The sequence below is a fragment of the Cryobacterium algoricola genome, assembly GCF_004402485.1.
Lineage (GTDB): Bacteria > Actinomycetota > Actinomycetes > Actinomycetales > Microbacteriaceae > Cryobacterium > Cryobacterium algoricola.
Genome location: NZ_SOFG01000024.1, coordinates 1 through 23,814 on the forward strand (window position 1 = coordinate 1; position 23,814 = coordinate 23,814).

21 protein-coding genes, 1 tRNA gene and 1 rRNA gene are annotated in these 23,814 nt (G+C 68.3%); 21 read left to right on the top strand and 2 right to left on the bottom strand.

What is annotated here, in order from left to right:
* Positions 1-157 precede the first annotated feature (157 nt).
* Positions 158-274: ribosomal RNA gene (gene rrf, locus E3O44_RS16995) — 5S ribosomal RNA — on the top strand.
* 124 nt (positions 275-398) lie between these two features.
* Here rrf and E3O44_RS17000 read toward each other — a convergent pair.
* Positions 399-1,652: a hypothetical protein gene (locus tag E3O44_RS17000; protein WP_134536042.1), complete on the bottom strand. Its 1,254-nt coding sequence runs from the start codon at positions 1,650-1,652 to the stop codon at positions 399-401.
* Here E3O44_RS17000 and E3O44_RS17005 point away from each other — a divergent pair.
* From E3O44_RS17005 to E3O44_RS17100, 20 genes are all read left to right on the top strand, one after another.
* Positions 1,599-2,561, top strand: coding sequence for a hypothetical protein (locus tag E3O44_RS17005; protein ID WP_174775103.1), 963 nt, complete (start codon positions 1,599-1,601; stop codon positions 2,559-2,561). The genes E3O44_RS17000 and E3O44_RS17005 overlap by 54 nt on opposite strands.
* Positions 2,554-3,567, top strand: a complete 1,014-nt coding sequence (locus E3O44_RS17010; RefSeq protein WP_241976400.1) for an HAD-IIA family hydrolase — start codon at positions 2,554-2,556, stop codon at positions 3,565-3,567. Before E3O44_RS17005 ends, E3O44_RS17010 begins: the two co-directional genes overlap by 8 nt.
* A 10-nt stretch (positions 3,568-3,577) precedes the next feature.
* Positions 3,578-3,766, top strand: coding sequence for a hypothetical protein (locus tag E3O44_RS17015; RefSeq protein WP_134536046.1), 189 nt, complete (start codon positions 3,578-3,580; stop codon positions 3,764-3,766).
* Between the two features lie 58 nt (positions 3,767-3,824).
* Complete coding sequence (locus E3O44_RS17020; RefSeq protein ID WP_134536533.1) at positions 3,825-4,625, top strand: TlyA family RNA methyltransferase; 801 nt, start codon at positions 3,825-3,827, stop codon at positions 4,623-4,625.
* A 4-nt stretch (positions 4,626-4,629) separates the two neighbouring features.
* Positions 4,630-5,550 carry an NAD kinase gene (locus E3O44_RS17025; RefSeq protein WP_134536048.1) on the top strand — a complete coding sequence of 307 codons (921 nt, stop codon included), beginning with the start codon at positions 4,630-4,632 and terminating at the stop codon, positions 5,548-5,550.
* Positions 5,551-5,628: 78 nt separating this feature from the next.
* Positions 5,629-7,341: a DNA repair protein RecN gene (gene recN, locus E3O44_RS17030; protein WP_134536050.1), complete on the top strand. Its 1,713-nt coding sequence runs from the start codon at positions 5,629-5,631 to the stop codon at positions 7,339-7,341.
* A complete protein-coding gene (locus tag E3O44_RS17035; RefSeq protein ID WP_134536052.1) occupies positions 7,338-9,086 on the top strand; it encodes a CTP synthase in 1,749 nt (582 codons plus the stop codon). The genes recN and E3O44_RS17035 overlap by 4 nt, the downstream gene beginning before the upstream one ends.
* A 3-nt stretch (positions 9,087-9,089) precedes the next feature.
* On the top strand, positions 9,090-9,728 hold the full coding sequence (locus tag E3O44_RS17040; protein ID WP_134536054.1) for an NUDIX domain-containing protein: 639 nt from the start codon (positions 9,090-9,092) through the stop codon (positions 9,726-9,728).
* A complete protein-coding gene (gene xerD, locus E3O44_RS17045) occupies positions 9,725-10,630 on the top strand; it encodes a site-specific tyrosine recombinase XerD (RefSeq protein WP_134536056.1) in 906 nt (301 codons plus the stop codon). Before E3O44_RS17040 ends, xerD begins: the two co-directional genes overlap by 4 nt.
* 115 nt (positions 10,631-10,745) lie before the next feature.
* On the top strand, positions 10,746-11,663 hold the full coding sequence (locus E3O44_RS17050; protein WP_134536058.1) for a ParA family protein: 918 nt from the start codon (positions 10,746-10,748) through the stop codon (positions 11,661-11,663).
* On the top strand, positions 11,647-12,471 hold the full coding sequence (locus E3O44_RS17055; protein ID WP_134536060.1) for a segregation and condensation protein A: 825 nt from the start codon (positions 11,647-11,649) through the stop codon (positions 12,469-12,471). The genes E3O44_RS17050 and E3O44_RS17055 overlap by 17 nt, the downstream gene beginning before the upstream one ends.
* Positions 12,461-13,111, top strand: a complete 651-nt coding sequence (gene scpB / locus E3O44_RS17060; RefSeq protein ID WP_134536062.1) for an SMC-Scp complex subunit ScpB — start codon at positions 12,461-12,463, stop codon at positions 13,109-13,111. Before E3O44_RS17055 ends, scpB begins: the two co-directional genes overlap by 11 nt.
* Positions 13,108-13,896, top strand: coding sequence for a pseudouridine synthase (locus E3O44_RS17065; RefSeq protein WP_134450161.1), 789 nt, complete (start codon positions 13,108-13,110; stop codon positions 13,894-13,896). Before scpB ends, E3O44_RS17065 begins: the two co-directional genes overlap by 4 nt.
* A 32-nt stretch (positions 13,897-13,928) precedes the next feature.
* Entirely contained in the window at positions 13,929-15,011 is a 1,083-nt protein-coding gene (locus E3O44_RS17070; protein ID WP_241976401.1) for a prephenate dehydrogenase, read from the top strand.
* A gap of 3 nt (positions 15,012-15,014) precedes the next feature.
* Positions 15,015-15,707, top strand: coding sequence for a (d)CMP kinase (gene cmk, locus E3O44_RS17075; protein ID WP_134536064.1), 693 nt, complete (start codon positions 15,015-15,017; stop codon positions 15,705-15,707).
* Complete coding sequence (gene der / locus E3O44_RS17080) at positions 15,700-17,211, top strand: ribosome biogenesis GTPase Der (RefSeq protein ID WP_134536066.1); 1,512 nt, start codon at positions 15,700-15,702, stop codon at positions 17,209-17,211. Before cmk ends, der begins: the two co-directional genes overlap by 8 nt.
* A gap of 252 nt (positions 17,212-17,463) precedes the next feature.
* Positions 17,464-19,038, top strand: coding sequence for a hypothetical protein (locus tag E3O44_RS17085; RefSeq protein WP_134536068.1), 1,575 nt, complete (start codon positions 17,464-17,466; stop codon positions 19,036-19,038).
* Between the two features lie 113 nt (positions 19,039-19,151).
* Positions 19,152-19,228: transfer RNA gene (locus tag E3O44_RS17090), tRNA-Pro, on the top strand.
* Positions 19,229-19,390: 162 nt separating this feature from the next.
* On the top strand, positions 19,391-19,660 hold the full coding sequence (locus tag E3O44_RS17095) for a helix-turn-helix domain-containing protein (RefSeq protein WP_241976402.1): 270 nt from the start codon (positions 19,391-19,393) through the stop codon (positions 19,658-19,660).
* A 6-nt stretch (positions 19,661-19,666) separates the two neighbouring features.
* Positions 19,667-20,854, top strand: a complete 1,188-nt coding sequence (locus E3O44_RS17100) for a tyrosine-type recombinase/integrase (RefSeq protein ID WP_241976403.1) — start codon at positions 19,667-19,669, stop codon at positions 20,852-20,854.
* A gap of 910 nt (positions 20,855-21,764) precedes the next feature.
* Here E3O44_RS17100 and E3O44_RS17120 read toward each other — a convergent pair.
* Positions 21,765-23,531 (bottom strand): ATP-dependent nuclease, encoded by a 1,767-nt coding sequence (locus E3O44_RS17120; protein ID WP_134536072.1) that lies wholly within the window; start codon positions 23,529-23,531, stop codon positions 21,765-21,767.
* Positions 23,532-23,814 lie beyond the last annotated feature (283 nt).

Genomic DNA, 23,814 nt, shown 5'->3' on the forward strand with positions numbered 1-23,814 from the left:
GAGCTGACCGGTACTAATAAGCCAATAATTTGATAACACACCAGTTTGAATAAGCTGCAAGCGTCCACTATGTGGTTCTCGACGTACGGTCGAGAACAAACCCCTTCTAGGAGGGGTCTATAACTAAAAAGTATAGAATCGATCCATCGAACGATGTTTCGGCGGCTATAGCGAGAGGGAAACGCCCGGTCACATTCCGAACCCGGAAGCTAAGACTCTCAGCGCCGATGGTACTGCAGGGGGGACCCTGTGGGAGAGTAGGACACCGCCGGACTTAACTTAGAAACACCAGAAGTACACAAAATGGCCACCTAACGGGTGGCCATTTTGCGTTAAGCCGTAGGCTTGACGAGTCTGCCTTCGAGGCAACCAATTACACAGGAGACACAGTGAGCCCTTCAGGAACTAACGGTAATGACGCACGCGACGGCGGACGCCCGCCCGGGGCTCGCGGCAACAGTGGATCCGGCGGCTATCAGGGCCGCTCCGACCGTCCCCAGCGCGACGGTGACCGTCCTCCTTATAAGGGCACCAACGACCGTTCGCAGGGCGGCGAGCGTGCGCCGTACCGCGGGAACAATGACCGCCCCCAGGGCGACCGTCCCCAGTATGGTGACCGACCCGCCTATCGCGGCAACACCGACCGCCCGCAGAGCGGCGAGCGTGCCCCGTACCGTGGCAATTCCGATCGTCCGCAGTCGGGGGAGCGTGCCCCGTACCGTGGTAACTCCGATCGTCCGCAGCGCGACGGTGAGCGTCCTCCGTACCGCGGTAACAATGACCGCCCGCAGAGCGGCGAGCGTGCCCCGTATCGCGGCAATTCCGATCGTCCGCAGTCGGGGGAGCGTGCCCCGTACCGCGGTAGCTCCGACCGTCCGCAGCGCGACGGTGAGCGTCCCCCATATCGTGGTAATTCCGATCGTCCGCAGTCGGGCGAGCGTGCCCCGTACCGTGGCAACTCTGAGCGTCCGCAGGGCGACCGTGCCCCGTACCGTGGTAATTCCGATCGCCCGCAGTCGGGGGAGCGTGCCCCGTACCGTGGTAATTCCGATCGTCCGCAGTCGGGCGAGCGTGCCCCGTACCGTGGCAACTCTGAGCGTCCGCAGGGCGACCGTGCCCCGTACCGTGGTAACTCCGATCGCCCGCAGTCGGGCGAGCGTGCCCCGTACCGCGGCAATTCCGAGCGCCCCCAGCGCGACGGTGAGCGTCCTCCGTACCGTGGCAATTCCGATCGCCCGCAGTCCGGTGAGCGTGCCCCGTACCGCGGCAACTCCGATCGTCCCCAGACCGGTGAGCGCAAGCCCTGGTCGAAGGACGCACCGCGCACCGACCGTCCGCAGCGTGACGGCGAACGTCCCGCATACCGGGGCAATTCCGATCGTCCCCAGACCGGTGAGCGCAAGCCCTGGTCCAAGGACGCACCGCGCACCGAGCGTCCGCAGTCCGGTGGCGACCGCAAGCCCTGGGCGAACGCGACCCAGCGCGGCGGCTCGGCGACCCGCGCAGGAGCACCGCGCGGCGACGCCGGCAAGAAGCTCTGGACCCGCGACGGCGCCCCTGCCCGCGGCGACCGTGATGCGCGCGCCGTCGAAGAGGAAATGACCGAAGAGCAGCGGATGCAGCGCGAGCTGCGTTCGGTGCGCCCGCGCCACGACGACCCCGAACTCCCCGACGATATTTCGTCGGCGGACCTCGACCGGCTCGCGCGGAACGAACTCAAGACCCTGACCAAGGACAACGCCGAGGCCGTCGGCGCCCACCTCGCCATGGCCGCACGAGTCATCGACGAGGACCCCGAGCTCGCCCACCGGCACGTGATGAGCGCCGCCCGCCGCGCCGGCCGCATCGCGGTCGTGCGGGAGAGCCTCGCGATCACCGCGTACGCCACGGGCGACTTCGCCCTGGCCCTGCGCGAACTCCGCACCTACCGCCGCATCTCCGGGTCCAACTCGCAGCTGCCGCTCATGGTCGACAGCGAACGCGGCGTCGGTCGCCCCGACCGTGCCCTCGAGCTCGGCCGTTCCGTCGACCGCTCGACCCTGCCCGCCGGCGTGCAGGTGGCCCTCGCGATCGCGATGTCGGGTGCCCGTCTCGACCTCGGTGAAACCGAAGCCGCACTTGCCGAGCTCGACATCCCGCAGCTCGACCCGAAGACCGCGTTCTCCTACAGTGCCGAGCTGTTCTCGGCCTACGCCGAGGTGCTCGAGGAACTCGGTCGCGTCGACGAGGCCGCGCAGTGGAACGAGCGCGCCGACCGTGCCGACGCCGCACAGGCATCCGCTGCCGACATCGACGAGACCATCGAGATTCTCGAGATCGACGAAGAGGACACCGACGACGAGTACTTCGACGTCGATGACAGCAATGACGACGACGAAGACGGCGACGAGCCCGAAATCGACGAGCCGGCTGCTGAGATCGAGGAGTCCGAGGAGTCCGACGAGATCGACGAGCTCGAGGTCGCCGACGAGGTCATCGATGTGGTGCTGACGGACTCCGGAGTGGACCCGGCGACGGGAACCGACGAGGAGTCCGATGCTCAGGCGCCGACGCATGAGTGACGCGGCGACGCCGCTCACCGGCGTCGACGTGGTGCTCGCCGACCTCGACGGCGTCGTGTACCAGGGACCGCACGCGATCCCGTTCGCGATCGACAGCCTGAACAAGGCCGCGGAGACCGTGCGGGTCGGCTACCTCACCAACAACGCCTCCCGCACCGACCAGACCGTCGCGGACCACCTCACCGAACTCGGGCTGCACGCCCGCGCCGAAGATGTCGTCACCTCACCGCAGGCCGCCGTCCGGCTGCTCGCCCAGGAGGTGCCAGCCGGCGCGCGCATCCTCGTCATCGGGGGAGCCGGCCTCGTGAAAGAGGTCGAGAAGGGCGGGTTCGAGATCACCCGCTCCGCCGACGACCACCCCGCCGCCGTGATCCAGGGCTTCACGCCCGAACTCGGCTGGAAGGACCTCGCCGAGGCCGCTTTCGCGCTGCACCCGAACGAAGACGGCATCGAGATCCCCTGGGTCGCGACGAACACCGACTGGACGATCCCCGTCGCCCGCGGCATCGCGCCCGGAAACGGCACCCTCGTCGCCGCAGTGCACAGCGCCGTCGGCCGGCTCCCGATCGTGGCCGGCAAGCCGGAGGTCGCGATCTTCGACGAGGCCATGAGCCGCTTCGAGGCGAAGCACGCGCTCTTCATCGGCGACCGGCTCGACACCGACATCCTCGGAGCCAACCGGGCCGGCATCCCCGCGGTGCTCGTGCTCACCGGCATCGACAAGGCCAAGCAGGCCCTCGCCGCCGCCGAGAACGAACGCCCCCGCTACATCCTCGACGACCTGCGCCAGCTGCATGAGCCCTACCCGGAGACCGCGTTCTCCAAGGACCGGGCCACCGCGACCGTCGCCGGCGCGAGCGTGCGCATCAGCGGCGCCGACGTCGAGATCGTCGCGGAGGGCGACGGCGGGATCAACCTGCTCCGCGCCGCGTGCGCCGTGATCTGGGCGTCCGGCCGGCCGATCTACGGGCTGAATGTTCCGGAGCGACTGTATCTCAGACGGTAACGTGGAGAGGGTGCAGCAGAACCCAGCGGACATCCCCCAGGGCGGCAGCCCCGACAATGTTGCCATCGCGGACGAACTCCTGTCCCGGCTCGGCGACATCGGCGACCTGCCCCTCGAAGACCGCGCGGCGGCCTACGCGCAGCTGCACGACGAGCTGCGCACCCACCTCGAGGGCGGCGACAGTGCACCCCGGCCCTGAGGCGAACGCGGGCGCTGAGCCGAGCCCCGAGTCCGTGTCCGAGCCCGTCGCCGAGCGGATGCCCGACCAGCGCCTCGACACGGCCCTCGCCGACCGCGGGCTCGTGCGTTCGCGCACGGTAGCGGCGCAGGTGATCGCCGGAGGTCTCGTGACCGTCGACGGCCACCCCGTCGTCAAGGCGTCCACCAAGGTGCGCGCCGACCAGGTGCTCGCGGTCGCGCCGACCGACCACTACGTCAGCCGCGGCGCCCACAAGCTCATCGCCGCGCTCGACGCCTTCGACATTCCCGTCGCGGGCCGCACCGTGCTCGATGCGGGCGCCTCGACCGGCGGCTTCAGCCAGGTACTCCTCGAACGCGGCGCCGCTCAGGTGCTCGCCGTCGACGTCGGCCACGGCCAGCTCGCCCCCGAGCTCGCCCATGAACCGCGCCTCGCCGTCGTCGAGGGGTTCAACCTGCGTTACGCGACCCCGGAAACGCTCGCCGCGGCATCCGGTATCGACACCCGCCCCGACCTCGTCGTCGGCGACCTGTCGTTCATCTCACTCCCGACCGTGCTGCCGGCCCTCGTGGCGACGGCCGCAGAGGGCGCCGATTTCGTGCTGCTGATCAAGCCGCAGTTCGAGGTCGGAAAGGAGAGCATCCGCGAGGGCGTCGTGCACCGGCCCGCACTCCGCGCCGACGCGATCGCCGGCGTGCTCTGGGCTGGCTGGGACCTCGGCCTCCGCACAAACGGCCTGATCGCGTCCCCGATCGTCGGAGCGGCGGGTAATCAGGAGTATCTGTGCTGGATGAGCGCCCGGGTGGGCAGCAATCCGACAGAATGGATCGACCGCACAACGGACCTGGTGGGAGCGTGACGAGATGACTGCATCACCCCGGCACATCCTTGTCGTCGCGCACACCGGGCGTAAGGACTCGCTCCAGGCTGCCGTGACCGTCTGCCAGCAACTGCTCGCCGCCGACGCGACCCCCGTGCTCGCACCGACCGAGCTCACCGACATCCTCGCCTACTGCCCCGAGCTCGACGGCCGCCTCGCGATCCTCGGCGACACCGTGCAGGCGACCGAGCTCGAGCTCGTCATCATCCTCGGCGGGGACGGCACCATCCTGCGCGCCGCCGAGATCGTGCGCGGCTGCTCCGCGCCCCTGCTCGGCATCAACCTCGGCCACGTCGGCTTCCTCGCCGAAAGCGAACGCGACGACCTCGGCGAAGCCGTGCGCCGCGCGCTCCTCCGCGACTATCTCGTCGAAGAACGCATGGCCCTTGCCGTCCGGGTCAAACTCGGCGACGAGGTCATCTACGAAACCTGGGCGCTCAACGAGGCCACGGTCGAAAAGGCGAGCCGTGAGCGGATGCTCGAAGTCGTCGTCGAGGTCGACGGCCGGCCGCTCTCCTCCTTCGGCTGCGACGGCATCGTGATGTCCACCCCGACCGGATCGACCGCGTACGCCTTCTCGGCGGGCGGCCCGATCGTCTGGCCGAGCCTCGACGCGCTCCTGCTCGTGCCGCTCAGCGCCCACGCGCTCTTCTCCCGCCCGCTCGTCGTCGGCCCGGACTCGTCGCTCGCCGTCGAGGTGCTCGCGCACTACGGCGGAGCCGCGGTGCTCTGCGCCGACGGTCGCCGGGTGCACGACCTCCCTGCCGGATCCCGCGTGATCGTGCGCCGCTCCCCGGTGCCGGTGCGCCTCGCCCGGCTGCACTCCGGCCCGTTCACCGACCGTCTGGTGAACAAGTTCAACCTGCCCGTCACGGGCTGGCGCGGACCGGTCGGACGTGAGTGAGCGCCGCGTGAGCGAGTCCGGGGCGCCTCGCACGAGTGAGCTGCGCGTGACCGACCCCGTCGCGGGGGAGGCCCGCTCGTGATCGAGGAACTCGTCATCCGCGACCTCGGCGTGATCAAGGAGGCCACCCTCCCGCTCGGCCCCGGCTTCACGGCCGTGACCGGTGAGACCGGCGCGGGCAAGACCATGGTCGTCACCGCGCTCGGCCTGCTGCTCGGCGCTCGCGCAGACCCCGGCCTCGTGCGCCACGGCGCCCAGCAGACCTGGGTCGAGGGCCGCTGGCAGGTCGAGGCGGACGGCACCGTCGCCGGTCGCGTCCGCGACGCCGGGGGAGACCTCGACGGCCCCGAACTCATCCTCAGCCGTTCGGTCTCCGCGGAGGGCCGCAGCCGCGCCATCGTCGGCGGCCGCAGCGCCCCCGCGAGCGTGCTCGGCGACCTCGGCGGCGACCTCGTCGTCGTGCACGGGCAGTCCGACCAGGTCCGGCTCCGCTCCGCCGGCGCCCAGCGCGCTGCCCTCGACCGCTACGCCGGCCCCGAACTCGGCCCGGTGCTCGCGGACTTCGAGACCCACTACCACCGCTGGCAGGACGACCGCGCCGAACTCGCCCGCCTCGTGACCGAGCAGGACGAGCGCACGAGCGAGGCCGCAGAGCTCCGCGCCGCCATCGACGAGATCGAGGCGATCGCCCCACAGCCCGGCGAAGACGACGAGCTCACCGCCCGCGCCGAACGGCTCGGCAACCTCGAAGAACTCCGCCTCGCCGCCGCCCAGACCCGTGAGCTCCTCTCCGCGGAAGAGAACCCCGACGACCTGCCGGATGCCGTCACCCTGCTCGACGCCGCCCGCCGGCAACTCGAGCGGGCCGGCGACCACGACCCCGCCCTGTCCGAGTTCGCGCAGAGCCTCGCCAATGCCGGCTTCCTGGTGGCGGATGTCGCCGCGCAGCTCTCGAGCTACCTCGCCGGCCTCGATGCCGACGGAGCCCGGGAACTCGAGATCGTGCAGGAACGCCGGGCCGTGCTCACCGGCCTGGCCCGCAAGTACGCCGGCGGCCTCGACGAGGCGATCGCCTTCCTCGACACCGGCAGCGCCCGCCTGCTCGAACTCGACGGGGACACCGACCGGATCGAGCAGCTTCGTGCCGACACCGAAGCCGAGCTGCTCGTGGTCGAGGCGCTCGCCGACCGGCTCACCGTCATCCGCACTGCCGCCGCCGTGGACCTCGGCACCGCAGTCACCGAGGAACTCAGCGCGCTCGCGATGCCCGACGCCGCCCTGGTGGTCGAGGTCGACAGCGGGGGAGAGCTCACTGCTCACGGCCGCGACCAGGTCGGCATCCTGCTGCGCCCGCACGCGGGCGCCGAACCGCGCACCCTCGCCCGCGGCGCCTCCGGCGGCGAACTGTCCCGGGTGATGCTCGCCATCGAAGTCGTGATCAACGCGACAGACCCGGTTGCGACCTTCGTCTTCGACGAGGTCGACGCCGGCGTGGGCGGCGCCGCCGCGATCGAGATCGGCAGACGGCTCGCCCGGCTTGCCGAGACCGCCCAGGTCATCGTGGTGACCCACCTCGCGCAGGTCGCGGCCTTCGCGGGCAACCACCTGAGCGTCGTCAAGAACAGCGACGGCTCGGTCACCGAGTCGAGTGTCCGCCAGCTGACCGGCGACGATCGCGCCGCCGAAATGGCCCGGCTGCTGTCCGGCCTGCCCGACTCCGTGAGCGGGCTCGAACACGCCCGCGAACTGATGAACCTCGCGAGTGCTGGCGGATCCACGAAGATCCGATGATAGAGTCGAAGCCCGTGGTGGAAAATAGAAACGCGGACAATTCAGACGGCACAACCAAGCACATCTTTGTGACTGGTGGTGTCGTTTCTTCATTAGGCAAGGGCCTGACGGCGGCAAGCCTCGGCAATCTCCTGACGGCCAGCGGCTTACGCGTCGTCATGCAGAAGCTCGACCCCTACCTCAACGTGGACCCGGGAACGATGAACCCGTTCCAGCACGGTGAGGTCTTCGTCACGGACGACGGCGCGGAGACCGATCTCGACATCGGCCACTACGAACGCTTCCTCGACATCAACCTCAACCAGGCCGCGAACGTCACCACCGGCCAGGTCTACTCGCAGGTCATCGCCAAGGAACGCCGCGGCGAGTACCTCGGCGACACCGTGCAGGTCATCCCGCACATCACCGACGAGATCAAGCGCCGGATGCGCCTCCAGGCCGACGACGCGCTGCGCCCCGACGTGATCATCTCCGAAATCGGCGGCACCGTCGGCGACATCGAGTCCCAGCCGTTCCTCGAGGCCGCCCGCCAGGTGCGCCACGAACTCGGCCGCCAGAACGTGTTCTTCGTGCACGTCTCCCTCGTGCCCTTCCTCGGTGCGGCCGGCGAGCAGAAGACCAAGCCCACCCAGCACTCCGTCGCCGCGCTCCGCTCGATCGGTATCCAGCCCGACGCGCTCGTGCTGCGCAGCGACCGCCCCGTCTCCGACGCGAACAAGCGCAAGATCGCGCTGATGTGCGACGTCGACGAAGACGCCGTGGTCAACTGCATCGACGTGCCCAGCATCTACGAGATCCCCGCCGTGCTGCACGAGCAGGGCCTCGACAGGTACATCACCGACCACCTCGGACTGCCCGTCACGAGCGTCGACTGGACCGGCTGGCAGAAGGTGCTCGACGCCGTGCGCGAGCCCAAGCACGAGGTCACGATCGGCCTCGTCGGCAAGTACATCGACCTGCCCGACGCCTACCTCTCCGTCACGGAGGCCCTCCGCGCCGGCGGCTTCGCCCACAAGACCAAGGTCCAGGTCCGCTGGATCGCCTCCGACGAGTGCGAGACCGAGGAAGGCGCCACCCGCCTCCTCGGAGACCTCGACGGCATCTGCGTCCCCGGCGGCTTCGGCGTGCGCGGCATCGAGGGCAAGCTCGGGGCTCTCCGCTTCGCCCGCGAGAACGGCATCCCCGTGCTCGGCCTCTGCCTCGGCCTGCAGTGCATGGTCATCGAGTACGCCCGCAACAAGGCCGGCCTCACCGGGGCGTCCTCCTCCGAGTTCGACCCGGACACCGAGTTCCCGGTCATCGCGACCATGGAAGAGCAGGTCGAGATCATCGCCGGCGGCGACCTCGGCGGCACCATGCGCCTCGGCCTCTACCCGGCAGACCTCGCCGCGGGCTCTCTCGTCGCCGAACTCTACGGAGCCCCCTCGGCCTCCGAACGTCACCGCCACCGCTACGAGGTCAACAACGCGTTCCGTGAGCAGATCGCGGATGCCGGCATGTGGTTCTCCGGGACCTCTCCCGACGGCCACCTGGTCGAGTACGTCGAGCTGCCCCGCGCCGAGCACCCGTTCTACGTGGGCACCCAGGCGCACCCGGAGCTCCGCTCCCGCCCGAGCCACGCGCATCCGTTGTTCCGCGGCCTGATCGGCGCAGCACTCGACCGCCAGCAGGCCAGCCGCCTGTTCGAGGTCAACGAGGGCAACGACACCGTCGACGTTGCAGACGTCGTCGGCGCCGAGGCCTGAGCCGTGACCGAACTCCTCGAGGATGAGGTCGCCTCCGCGGTGGTCTCCGAGTCCGACGTGGTCTTCGCCGGCCACGTCTGGGACATCCGCACGGACACCTTCCGCTACGGTGACTCCGACATCGTGCGCGACTACGTCGACCACACCGGCGCCGTCGCCATTTTCGCCCTCGACGAGCACGACCGGGTGCTGCTGATCAAGCAGTACCGGCACCCCGTCGGCATGCGCGAGTGGGAGCTGCCCGCCGGCCTCCTCGACGAAGCCAACGAGCATCCGGTCGAGGCGGCCAAGCGCGAGCTTGCCGAGGAGACCGACTACGTCGCCGCGGAGTGGAACGTGCTGAGCGAGTTCTACACCTCGCCGGGCGGCAGCAACGAAGCCCTGCGCATCTACCTCGCCCGCGGCCTCACCGCCGCGCCGGAGGTCTTCGCCCGCACCGAAGAGGAAGCCGACATGGAGATCCGCTGGGTCCCCTTCGCCGACTGCCTCGACGCCGTGCTCGCGCGCCGCGTGCAGAACCCCTCGCTCGTGATCGCGGTGCTCGCCGCCTTCGCCGCGAAGGAGCGCGACTGGAGCAGCCTCGGCGCCGCCGACCTGCCCTGGCCGCGGCACCCGAACAATTGGGCCCACACCGGCCGATGACGGTCGCGGCGGCGATCGAAGCGTTCCTGCGGCACGTCGCGATCGAGCGCGGGCTCAGCGCGAACACCGTGGCCGCCTACCGGCGCGACCTCGTGGTCTACGCAGGCTGGCTCGACACCGAGGGCATCACCGAACCCGGGCAGGTGACCGCGCTGCACGTCTCCGCGTTCGTACGGCACCTCGCGACCCGCGCGGAGTCACCGCTGACGGCCGCGTCGATCGCACGGATGCTGTCGACCGTGCGCGGACTGCACCGGTTCCTGCTCGAGGAGTCCTTCGTCGACGCCGACGTTGCCCACGACGTCAAACCGCCCAAGCTCGCCACCCGGCTGCCCAAGGCCATCAGCATCGAACAGGTGACCCAGCTCCTCGCCGCGACCGACGGCGAGGACGTGCAGCAACTGCGCGACAAGGCGCTCCTCGAACTGCTCTACGCGACCGGGGCCCGCATCTCGGAGGCCGTCGACCTCAACGTGGACGACGTGCTCGACCTCGACGTCGTACGGCTGACCGGCAAGGGGAACAAGCAACGCCTGGTTCCGGTCGGCAGCTTCGCCCGTGCGGCCGTTGAGGCCTACCTGGTGCGGGGGAGGCCCGTGCTCTCCGCACGCGGCACGGCGACGCCCGCGCTCTTCCTCGGCCTGCGCGGCAAGCGCCTCGGCCGGCAGAACGCCTGGCTGCTGATCCGCGCCGCGGCCGAGCGCGCCGGCCTCGAGGGCCACGTCTCGCCGCACACGCTCCGGCACTCCTTCGCGACGCACCTCCTCGCCGGCGGCGCCGACGTGCGCGTCGTGCAGGAACTCCTCGGGCACTCCTCCGTCGCGACGACCCAGCTGTACACCCTCGTCACGGCGGACACCCTCCGTGACATGTACACGACCGCGCACCCGCGCGCCCGCTGAGGCCGCCGGAATCACTGAATCGGCGGCATCCGTTTCACCCGGCGGATGCGGAACCGCGGCTTTCCGGCGATCCTTGCGAATGGGCGCCGATCCGCTCGGTACACTCGACTGAGTGATGGGTGCAGGACGGAACGAGGACACCGGAGTGAAGCGCGAAAAGGCTGACCGGACACTACTCCCCGGATTCGAGGACGTGGTCGTCGGTGCGACCGGACGGCCGAAACACGAATTCGACGAACCCGCGCCGCTGGCCAGCCACGGCCCCGCGCGCATCATCTCGCTCTGCAACCAGAAGGGCGGCGTCGGCAAGACGACGACCACCATCAACCTGGGTGCCGCACTCGCCGGGTACGGCCGCCGCGTGCTCGCGATCGACTTCGATCCCCAGGGCGCCCTGTCCGCGGGCCTCGGCATCCCCACCCACGACCTGCCGACGGTCTACGACCTGTTGCTCGGCAACAAGTACACCCCGGCCGAGGTCATCCAGAAGACCGCCGTCGAGAACCTCGACATCATGCCCGCGAACATCGACCTCTCCGCCGCCGAGGTGCACCTCGTCAACGAGGTCGCCCGCGAGCAGATCCTCGCCCGGGTGCTCCGCAAGGTGTCCGCCGACTACGACGTCATCCTGATCGACTGCCAGCCCTCGCTCGGCATCCTCACCGTCAACGCCCTGACCGCGAGCCACGGCGTGCTCATCCCGCTCGAGTGCGAATTCTTCGCCCTGCGCGGCGTCGCCCTCCTGATCGAGACCATCGACAAGGTGCGCGACCGCCTCAACCCCGCGATCGAACTCGACGGCATCCTGGCGACCATGTTCGACTCGCGCACCCTGCACTCCCGTGAGGTCCTCGAGCGCGTCGTCGACGCGTTCGGCGACAGCGTGCTCGAGACCGTCATCGGCCGCACCGTGAAGTTCCCAGACGCGAGCGTCGCCGGGGTGCCGATCACCGAGTTCGCGCCCGAACACGCGGCGGCCAAGGCCTACCGCCAGGCGGCGCGGGAACTGATCCAGCGTGGCGCTGTCGCCTGACACCGTCCCGACGCGGACATTCTCGGTCGCCCTGGGCAACTTCGAGGGCCCGTTCGACCTGCTGCTCTCCCTGATCAGCAAGCACGAACTCGACATCACCGAGGTGTCGCTCAGCAGGGTCACCGACGAGTTCATCGCCCACCTCAAGGGACTCGACCAGGCCGAGGAACTCGACCAGGCGAGCGAATTCCTCGTCGTCGCCGCGACCCTGCTCGACCTCAAGGTCGCCGGGCTCCTGCCCCAGGGCGAACTCGTCGACGCCGAGGATGCGGCGCTGCTCGAGGCCAGGGACCTGCTCTTCGCCCGCCTGCTGCAGTACCGCGCCTTCAAGACCGCGTCGGCGTGGTTCCTCGGCCGGATCGAGGTCGAGTCCGCCCGGCACGTGCGGTCCGTGCGCCTCGAGGACAAGTTCCGGCAGCAGACCCCTGAACTCGTCTGGACGCTCTCGCTCGCCGACTTCGCCGCCCTCGCCACCCGGGCGCTCACCCCGCGCGAGGTGCCCACCGTGGGACTGGACCACCTGCACGCGCCGCTGGTCAGCATCCGTGAGCAGGCGGCCTGGCTCGTCGGGATGCTGCGCTCCGGCGACACCCTCACCTTCCGTGAACTGATCGCCGACGTCGAACTGACCGGCGTGATCATCGCCCGGTTCCTCGCCGTGCTCGAGCTCTACCGGCGCGGCTTCCTTTCCTTCGACCAGCTCGAACCCCTCGGCGACCTGAGCCTGCACTGGAGCGCCGCGGCGTCTCCGGACGACGACTGGTCGGACGACACCCTCGCGAACCTCGGAGCGGACTATGACAACTGACACCCTGGCCGGCCCCGGTGCGACCCGCACGCCCGGCACGACTCGCACGCCCGCAGCCGGCGCGCCCGGCAGCGCACTCGCCGCGGAGGCCGCCGCCCTCGACCGTTCCCTCGAGGCGATCCTGATGGTCGCCGACGAACCGCAGAGTCTGCTGCACCTCGGCACCGCGCTCCGCCGGCCGCTGAGCGACGTGCGTCGCTCGATCGCCCGGCTCGTCGCCGACTTCGACGGCCGGGACGGCACCGTGCGGCGCGGCTTCGAACTGCGCGAGGTCGCCGGCGGCTGGCGCATCTACGTGCGCCCGGAACACGACGTCATCGTCGCCGACTTCGTGCTCACCCAGAACCCGAGCAAACTGTCCCAGGCCGCCCTCGAGACCCTCGCCGTGATCGCATACAAGCAACCGATCAGCCGCGGGGCGGTAGCCTCAATCAGGGCCGTTAACGTGGACTCGGTCGTACGCACCCTCGTGGGGCGCGGCCTGATCACCGAGGTCTTCACCGATAGTGAGACCGGTGCGATCAACTACGGCACCACGGACTTGCTGCTCACACAGCTGGGAATCAACTCGCTCGACGAGTTGCCCTACTTATCGCCCCTGCTCGCAGACGGCGCAAATGGATTTGAGGATTCACCATGACGATCGACCCCCAGGGCACGCCCACCAACCCGGAAGCCGCCGCAGACGGCGTGCGCCTGCAGAAGGTGATGGCCTCAGCGGGGGTCGCCTCCCGCCGGGTCTCCGAAGACCTCATCGCCGCGGGCCGGGTGCGCGTGAACGGCAAGGTCGTCACCGAACTCGGGCGGCGCATCCACCCCGACCACGACCAGATCATGGTCGACAACGTCGCCATCCAGCTCGACACCAGCCGCCGCTACGTGATGCTGAACAAGCCCGTCGGCGTCGTCTCCTCGATGCAGGACGAGAGCGGCCGCCCCGACCTGCGCGAATTCACCGAGCAGTTCGAGGAGCGCCTCTTCAACGTCGGCCGCCTCGACGCCATGACGAGCGGCCTGCTCATCCTGACGAACGACGGCGACCTCGCTCACATCCTCGCGCACCCCTCCTTCGGCGTGATGAAGACCTATATCGCCAAGGTCGAGGGTCGCGTCACCGCGCAGACCATCCAGTTGCTGCAGACCGGCATCGAACTCGACGACGGCCCGATCAACGCCGACAAGGCCCGCATCCTGACGAGCCCTCCCGGCGACGGCTTCAGCCTCGTCGAGCTCACCCTGCACTCCGGCCGCAACCGCATCGTGCGCCGGATGATGGAAGCCGTCGGCCACCCCGTCGTCGACCTCGTGCGCCGCCAGTTCGGGCCGCTGCACCTCGGCACCCTGCGGGCCGGTGACCTGCGCGACTTGACTAAGGTTGAACTCGGTCAGCTGCTCACGATTTCGCGGGCGGACACCGAATACTAGAGGCACAACCCGCACGAAGTCAGGAGACACCCGTGGTCGAAAGTCGCCTGATCGGGCCCGTGCGCGTCGTCGGCACCGGGCTGCTCGGCACGAGCATCGGACTCGGCCTCCGCGCCCGCGGCATCGAGGTCATCCTCGCCGACGCCTCGCCGACGAACCTCAGCATCGCGATCGACTACGGCGCCGGTCGGGCCGCCCTCACCGGCGACCGGCCGCAGCTCATCGTCGTGTGCGTGCCGCCGGACGTGACCGCCGAGATCGTCGCCCGCGAACTCGAGTCCTTCCCCGACGCGATCGTGACGGATGTCGCGAGCGTCAAGCTCGCGCCCCTCGCCGAACTGCGGGCGCGCGGCGCCGACGTGTCCCGGTACATCGGCTCGCACCCGCTCGCCGGCCGCGAACGCGGGGGACCCCTCGCCGGCCGCGCCGACCTCTTCCTCGGCCGGCCCTGGGTCGTCGCCGCCCACGACGGCATCAGCTATCAGCAGGCCACCGCGATCGACGACCTCATCCTCGACCTCGGCGCGACCCTCGTCGAGATGAGCCCGGAGGACCACGACCGCAGCGTCGCGCTCGTCTCCCACGTGCCCCAGGTCGTCTCGACACTGATGGCCCGGCGGCTGACGGATGCCCCCGCCGCTTCCCTGAACCTCGCCGGCCAGGGCCTCCGCGACGTGACCCGCGTCGCCGCGAGCGACCCCGAACTGTGGGTGCAGATCCTCGGCGCGAACGCGGCCCCGGTGCGCGAGATCCTCGTGGCGTACCGCGACGACCTCGACCGCTTCATCGAGGCCCTGGCCGAACCGGCGGCTCCCGGCGCCCGCCGCCGCGTCGCCGAAGAACTCGCCGGCGGCAACGCCGGCGTCTCCCGGCTCCCCGGCAAGCACGGCCACGACCGCCGCTTCGTATCGCTGACCGTGATGGTCGACGACACGCCCGGCCAGATCGCCCGGCTCCTCAACGAGATCGGCGCCCTCGGCGTCAACGTCGAGGACCTCCGGCTCGAGCACTCACCCGGCGCGGAACTCGGCCTCGCCGAGATCTCCGTGCTCCCCGAGGCCGTCACCCGCCTCACCGAAGAGCTGGCCGCACGCGGCTGGCGGATTGCCGGCTAGCACATGACTGAATCCACGCATCCGCTCGTCGTCGCCATCGACGGACCGGCCGGAAGCGGCAAGTCGAGCGTCAGCCGCGCCGTCGCCCGCCGCCTCGGCTACAGCTACCTCGACACCGGCGCCGCCTACCGGGCCCTCGCCTGGTACGTGCGCGACCGGGCCATCGACCCCGCAGACCCGGATGCCGTCATCGGCGCCCTGCCCGCCTTCGACTACTCGATCGGCACAGACCCCGACGACCCGGCCGTGCGCGTCGGCGCCGACGACGTCACCGAGGCCATCCGCGAGCCGGCCGTATCGGCGATCGTGAGCGCCGTCGCCCGCATCCCCGCCGTGCGCGCCCACCTCACCGCGCTGTTCCGCAGCATCGCAGCCGGGGTCGACCGGCCCGGAATCGTGGTCGAAGGACGGGACATCACGACCGTCGTCGCACCGGAGGCGGAAGTCCGGATCCTGCTCACGGCATCCGAACAAGCTAGAATGGCTAGGCGCTCTGCGGAAATATCGACTCAATCGGCTCAAACCGTGGCAGATCAGTTGCGATCGAGGGATCGCGCCGACTCACAGGTCGTCGAATTCATGAGCGCCGCAGACGGTGTGAACACCGTCGACTCCACCCATCTCGACTTCGAACAGACCATTGGCGCGGTCATCGAGGTCATCAACACACGTACCGCGAGGACCTCGCATGACTAACGAATACGACGAAACACTTCCCGATCTCGACCCCGACCTCGGGGCGAGGCTGGACGATCTCGACGACGACCTGGCGACACAGCGCGCCGCCGCCCTCCGCACCGGGCTCAACGACTACGACCTCGACGACGAGGACTTCGATGTCCTCGACTCGGTGACGGAAGACCCCGACGCGATCACCTACCTCCCGGCCCTGCCGGTCATCGCCATCGTCGGCCGCCCGAACGTGGGCAAGTCGGCGCTCGTCAACCGCATCCTCGGCCGCCGTGAGGCCGTCGTGGAGAACACCCCCGGCGTCACCCGCGACCGCGTCACGTACAAGGGCGAATGGCACGAACGCAAGTTCAGCATCGTCGACACCGGCGGCTGGGAGCCCGACGCCAAGGGCATCGACGCCTCCGTCGCCATGCAGGCCGAACTCGCTATTGAGCTGTGCGACGTCGTCATGTTCGTCGTCGACTCCAACGTCGGCCCGACCTCGACCGATGAAGCCGTCGTGCGCCTGCTCCGCAAGGCCGGCAAGCCGGTCTTCCTCGTCGCCAACAAGGTCGACGACGTGCGCCAGGAACCCGAATCCGCCAACCTGTGGTCGCTCGGCCTCGGCCAGCCGTGGCCCGTCTCCGCCCTGCACGGCCGCGGCGTCGCCGACCTGCTCGACGCGATCCTCGAGAAGCTTCCCGAGATCTCCGCCGTCGCCAAGCAGGAAGTCGGCGGACCGCGCCGCGTCGCCATCCTCGGCCGCCCGAACGTCGGCAAGTCCAGCCTCCTGAACAAGGTCGTCGGCGAAGAGCGCGTTGTCGTCAACGAGCTCGCCGGCACCACCCGCGACCCGGTCGACGAGCAGGTCGAGCTCGGCGGCAAGGTCTGGCGCTTCGTCGACACCGCCGGCATCCGTCGTCGTGTGCACCTCTCCCAGGGCGCCGACTTCTACGCCTCCCTCCGCACGAGCGCCGCGCTCGAAAAGGCCGAGGTCGCCGTCGTGCTCATCGACGTGACCGAGGTCATCTCCGAGCAGGACGTGCGCGTCATCGACCTCGTGCTCGAATCCGGCCGCGCCCTCGTGCTCGCCTTCAACAAGTGGGACCAGATCGACGACGACCGTCGCCGCTACCTCGAGCGCGAGATCGAGCTCGACCTCGCCCACGTGGCCTGGGCCCCGCGGGTGAACATCTCCGCGAAGACCGGCCGCCACATGGAGAAGCTCGTCCCCGCCCTCGAGGTCGCCCTCGAGTCGTGGGACACCCGCGTCGCCACCGGCAAGTTCAACGCGTTCCTCGCCGAACTCGCCGCGGAGCACCCGCACCCCGTGCGCAGCGGCAAGCAGCCGCGCATCCTGTTCGGCACCCAGGCCTCGAGCCGCCCGCCGACCTTCGTCATCTTCACCACCGGGTTCCTCGACCCGGGCTACCGTCGCTTCATCCAGCGTCGCCTGCGTGAGGTCTACGGCTTCGAGGGCAGCCCGATCAACATCAGCATGCGCGTCCGCGAGAAGCGCAAGCGCTAAGCAGGCGCTCCACGCTCCACCAGACGCATGCGTCGCCATCCCCGGTCCGGGGAGGCGGCGCATCCGTCGGTTAAGGGCCTGTTTCGGCGGTCGTGCCGGCAGACGGCAGCGGATGCGCCTCGCCCCGAAGCGGGGACTGTCGCCACCCGGCCAGCTGTTCTACATTCGGGCTAATGCACCAGTAGTGCCACAGATGCCGGATCACCGCCCGAATCGGGGATTCTGCGTTCAAGCCTTACCCGAGGATTCACCATGCACACGAAGTTGTCTGCTTCGCCGACCCGAAAACGTGCCGCCGGTCGAACGGTGTCGTCCGCCGCCCGGTCGTCGCTCCGACGCGCCCCGGAGCTCGCCCGCGGCCGGGCCGCCATCGTCGCCGTCGCGCTCGGCTGGACGGCCTGGCTCGCCGTCGTGATCCTCCGCCAGACGGGCATCGACGGCGCCGCCTGGTCGGTCCTCGACCGTGCGCTGTCCCTCGGCGGCTCGACCCTGTGTGCGATCGCGCTCCTCTGCTACCTCGCCGCCCGCCAGGGCGCCCTGATCCGCCTGAACGAGCACGTGAGGGTTCCCCACCGGGAACTGGAGCGCCACTTCGCCGCTCGCCAGGAAGCCCTGACCGTCGTCGCCGCCGCGGGCGACAGCGCCGGCGCCCGGTCCGGGTCGAATGCCCTGCGGGCGTCGCTCTGGTCCGCCGCCCTGCAGGAATACCCGACCCTGCGGGTCGTGCTGCTGCTCGACGAGCGCTCGGAGCCGAGTGCCCAGGCCGAGGCCCTCACGATCGTGCGTCAGCTCACCGACGCCCTCGCCGAACCGCGCGCCCGGTTCGAGGACGCCCTGTTCGTGCTCGAGCTCGAACTCGCCGCCGACCACGACGTGACCGACGGCCTCGCGGTCTCCGAAGACCTCATCGACGCCCTCGCCGCCGACTACCGCTGGGCCGTCGCCTGGCTGGCCCGGCAGCGCCTGGCCGAGGCCGTCAGCGACCGGTCGAGCGCCGTCTTCAGCACGCACACCCTCGGCGGCCCCGCCGCGGGCTTCGCGCGTATCGCCGCGGACCTCGACCGTGCCATCGCCGACCGGATCCCGCAGCGCCCCGAGCGGATGCTGCGCCTCCAGCGCCGCCTCGCTTGGACCTTCTCCGCCGACCTGGAGATCTTCGATGGCAGCCTCGCCGGCTACGTGGACCTGATCGGTGCCGCCGGGCCCGGCGACGCCGCCGAGACGGACTACCTGCTCACCCTCGGGCCGGAGGCCCAGCTCCTCAGCGACTACTGCCTGCGCTCGATTTACTTTCTGGACGAACCGGAGCACGGCGGCGTCGCCGTGCTCCAGACCCCGTCGTTCCCGCAGGGCGGACCGCGCACCGGGGGAGCCTCCTCGGGGCTCCGTGGCCTGCTGCACCGCAGCGCGTCCCGGTATGGGGCCTCCTTCTGGGTCGGGTCCACCGCGCTCATCCGCACGAGCGCCCTCGGCGACTTCCGGGTCGGCGAACCCGGGGGAGTGGCGGCCGTGCCGACCGAAGCGGATGTGCCCCGCGGCCTGGCCGCGCCGGCCCGCGCCGGGTCCGGGCCGGCCTCGCCTCCGGTTCCCGGCTCGATCTCCGCGGTCGACCTGGGCGTGCGCGGTTGGACCCTCGCCAACTTTCCGGAGCGCCTCAGCTTCAGCCCCGCGCTGCCCGGCTTCGGTTCGGTGGTCGTGCAGCACCGCCGCCCTCTCCTCGGCGACGCCGTGCTGCTGCCCCGGATCTGGCGGCAGCTATGCCGCGAGTTCGGGGCCGGGCGGTCCGCTGGCGAGAGCGGTCGTGCGCCCCGACGGACGCCGCGTTGACGGACGGGCGGAGCCGGGCATCCGTTGTGCACACAAGAGGTCGCCGGAGGCGGTAAGCTTTCTAAGTTGTCTCCTGCAGAATGCGCTTCTCGAAGCGTGTTAGCGGAGGGTGACGGGCTGTAGCGCAGCTTGGTAGCGCACCTGACTGGGGGTCAGGGGGTCGCAGGTTCAAATCCTGTCAGCCCGACCAAATGTCCCGGAAACTCAAGGGTTTCCGGGACTTTTTGGTTAAGAGAATTGACTACCCCATCACAAACTCACCATTTACCCCTCTCCGGAGCCGCTGAGGCGGCCCTCCCGTGCGAGGTGCCGACGTCCTCCTCGGTCCATCCCGATTGTGCGGGAATGTGGCGTGCACCTTCTGGGTATGAGCATCCACGACGAGTACCCAACTTCCCCTCCCACCGACGCCTGGGGTATGGAACCCCTGATGGACGTTGCCGAGTTGGCGTCCTACCTGGGCATACCGATCTCCACGGTCTACGACTGGCGCGTGCACGGCAAAGGTCCGACGGCCTACCGGTTCGGCAAGCACCTGAAGTTCGCCGTCTCCGATGTGCGGGCCTGGATCGCCCAGCAGCGCGACCCCTCCACCCCGCCCAGGCGCACCGATCGGCGGTGAGCTGACGTGCCCCGGCAACGGTTGAGCATCGGCACCTTCGGCGACATCAGCACCCGCAAGTCGCCGACTGGCCGGTACCTGTCGCGGACCCGCTACCGCGACTGGGACGGCCACGCGCGTCTGGTGCAGGCCAGCGGTGCCACCGCCAAGGCTGCAGAACGGGCACTGAAGAGCAAGCTCGCCAACCGGGATCTGTTCCAACCGGCGGACACGACTCTCAGCCCGGACAGCCTGTTCAGTGACCTGGTGAGCTACTGGTTGGAGGACATCGACCTCGAGGGCCGGATCTCAAGGACCACCCGGAACCTCTACGAGCGCAACATGCGCACCCTGGTCTCCCCGGCGTTCGACAACCTCGCCCTGCGGGAGATCGGCGTCGCCCGGTGCGACAAGTTCATCAAACAGCTCGCGAAGATCTCCTACAATCGCGCAAAGCAGGCCCGGGTGGTTCTGCGGCTCGCCCTGGAGCTGGCGGTGCGGCACGAGGTTCTGCCTCGTAACCCGATGGACCACGTCGCCCGCCTCCACCGCGAGCCGCACATCCCCGCCGCGCTCATGGCGCCGGAGGTCAACGTGATCCGTGCCGCGATCGCCCAGTGGGAAAGCGCCGCCGACCACACGTCCGGCCCCAAACCCGACGGACAGCTCGGCGCGATCATTGAGGTGATGCTCGGCACCTCGGCCCGGATTGGTGAGGTCCTCGCCATCCGCCGCCGGGACATCGACATCACCAGCCCCGTGCCGTCCATTCGCCTGGCCGTTACCATCGTCAGCCGCAAGGGGGAGCAGACCTTCCGGCAGGACCACCCCAAGACCGCCAAGTCCACTCGGGTTGTCGCCATCCCCACCTTCACTGCCGACGCCGTCCGCCGGCGACTCGCCAAGTTCGGGAGCATGGGCTTGGATGACCTGCTGTTCCAGTCCCGGGACGGCACCCCGCTGACGACCGCGAACGTGCGCAGGCAACTCCGACAGGTGCTCGAGGGAGCCGGCATCAACGGAGTGACCCCACACATGTTCCGCCGCACGGTCGCGACCGCGGTTCACGACAACGCCAGCATCGAACTCGCCGCAGAACTCCTCGGCCACACCGACACGAGGGTCACGGTGATGCACTACATTCAACGCAGCGAACTAGTAAACCCGGCGACCGCAGCGCTCCTCGACCGGGCCTTCGCGAAAGACAAAGACTGAACACGGTGCCGCGACGGTGGCGGCACCATCTCATCGGGTATTTCACTGCAGCACTCGTACGTGGCCGGGTGGGCAAGATGTTGAGAAGAGTAATTGCGTCCCTTGGAATTCTAAGGAGATCGGCAAGAGCGGCACCCCGAATCCGTGCAGGGACGGCGCCACCAAACGACGCCTCGTGGAGGCTATCGGAAGCCGTGACCGGCCGGGCAAGCCCCGAGAGAGCTGCGTTCGGCTACAAGCCGGTCTTCGCCATCGTCGCCAGCCTGCCTCAGCCTCCGCCCAAAAGATAGCCAACATTCGGTGTGGAAATTCTAGGCGTCTTGGTCTCGCTCTCGATTTGCGCCCCCAAAGTCGGCTGCTAACGGGAAAAAACCACGTCATCGTCGACGTGGTTTCCCAATACCCAGCGGGGATTGAACCCGCAACCTCCAGAGTATCAATCCGGCGCTCTACCAATTGAGCTATGGGCCCATGCAGCGGATCTCTCCGTCATGGTGGTCTGGATCGAACATACCGCACCCCCGGGCCTCAATCGGGCTTCCAGAGGAGGAACCCCTAATATTGGGGTGCTGCAACAGCCTCGTCGTGAGGCCCATCGACACAAGCGTGGGCGCTATGGGACCCAGGTGGCGCCGTCATTGTGCCGAGAAACTTCGGCACTCGTCCGCCACCATGAGCCTGTCAGCGGTCCATGATGTACTTGAAAATGACCGAAGGGAGGTCCGCCGATGACCGCACTGAATCCCACGTATGTGCGCAACGCGACCGCGCCTTCGCCGAATGCGTGCAGGTGGTGTGGTCGCGATGATCGGCGCCACTCGATCGAGTGGGCTAAGTCTGTCGGCTACCACAGCTGGGCCGAGCCGACCCTGGCCCAACGACGCGCCCGCATGCTCGCCCGTCGGTCGCGTCAGTAAGCTGCACGAGCAATCAATAGCTCGAAGACTTCGCGCAGCTTCTCCGGAACCTCCTCGCGGGACCGAAGCCCCAGCGCCAACGCCGACATGATCTCGGGCTTGCCGCTGACCTCGATCGTGCTGTTGTCGCGAATCATCCGCTCGACGTCCCTGCTGAATTTGCCCGAGCGGTAAAGGGTGAAGTCAGCTGGTACCCATTCTCGACCATCCGTTCGTGGCCACTCTCGGTTGGCGCACGCGGCCCATTGAACATCCGTGAACGTGTCTTCGAACTCTCGGACCCCGACTGTAAGGACGTCGGTTCCAAGAGTCAGCTCATGCACTGAGAGTCGTGGCTCGGAGAACATCCTCAGATCGCGGGAATCCTCGTCAACTACAAGCAGGACATCTCTGTTGTGGGCTTTCAAATATTGAGCGAAACGAAGAGCTCCATCATTATTGTCGCAAGGCCAAATGGCGATTCCGCACGCCTGCAGTTGACGACCGGTGGCCAGTTTGAACAGCACCGGAAATGCCCTACTCTCCGTAGCTCCTTCCACACCGACGAACAGTCGTTCATGTAGTAGCACGGTATTCCTAAGCCCAAGAGAAGCAGCAATCGCTCCTAAATGCGCGCCGACTTCGCTGTCGTCGGCAATCTCGTCCGCGGTGGTCCGGCTTGTAACGTGTCGCAGGTGGACCACCTTGGAGATGTCGACCCCGTCTATAAGGTTCATCGAGTGAGTGGCCACGACGATGCGGACATTGGGAAGTACTGCCTGCTCATCGAGCAGGTTCATGAATCCTCGCTGGTTGCTGTAGTCCAGGTGGGTATCCGGCTCGTCGTAGAGAAGGACAGTGTCCTCGTTCGATCCGCTCAGAAGGCCAGCATTGAACTCCCACACCGCTAGTGCGATGCGTCGAGAACGCCCAGTGCCCGATTGTCCTAGGTGGACCTGTTCGCCTCGCGCGTTGACCGCACTCACTTCAATAGATTTCAGCCCGCTGTCGAGTCGTACGACGGGGTGGATTTCAATCTCACCGATGTCCGAACATTGGCGTTTGATGTGAGCGCGAAGGTCTTCGGCGTCACTTGTTACGCGCTGCTGAAGGACCCTTGTGAGACCCGTGATGTCGCCCTTGATTGTGTCGTCCTCCGTGTGTGTGGTGTAGGACGTGCGAAGAGTTGTCAGAATGGCGTCCTCGGGGTTCTGGGTCGATGTAGCATCGAAACGCTGCACACGGGGTAGCGACCGCTTCAAGTCGGTTGTCGCCGGGATCCACTTATCTATCTTGTCCGCGTCCGGAATTAGATCCTCAAGTCGCGCCACCAAGTCTGGCTTGAGTCCGGCCTCTGATAGACCGAGTCCGCTGAGTCGGAACTTCAAGGTCTTAACATCTTGACCCGCCACATCTTGCAATCGCTCATCGATGGGAACGGCGGTCAGGACCTCAAGATTTGTCCCGCTTTCCCTATACGCGCGGCGCACCCTCACGAGGCGAGGTAGTCCTAGCAGTGTTATTTCCTCAGGTCGCAACAAGAACTGTCCCTCAACGACGGTTTCGGACACTCGAGAGGGAGCGCCGTCCGGACCCGGCTCTCCGTAGGTCCGGTCTCGATCGCTTAGCTTGATTGCATCCAACAGAAACGCGATCGCGTCCAAAACTGCGCTCTTGCCGGCATCGTTGTGCCCGGCCAGAATGGTCGGCGAACCGACGGCAATTGTTAGGTCCGACTCGATGGAGCGAAATCCTCGGATTGTGATGTTGTCAAGCAGCATGTACTCGTCCAGCCCTCTGTTCGCGGAGCACGAAGTGCCAGGCCAGCAAGCACACTGCGCTTGATGTGATCGACACTGTTCACTCTCGTATCGCCTCGAACTCTACTGGAGCAATGCCTCGTGTTCTGTTAACACGCACCAAGACGAATCCAGGTTTGCCGAGAAATTGCGCTTCCGCGCGACTGCCCCGAGTCCCCGTCTTGACCTGCCACGCCTCTTGCAGATCGAGGCGGCGCACCTCCTAAGCGAGAGGGGAGGAGTGCCGGGTGACGGTGTCAATGAG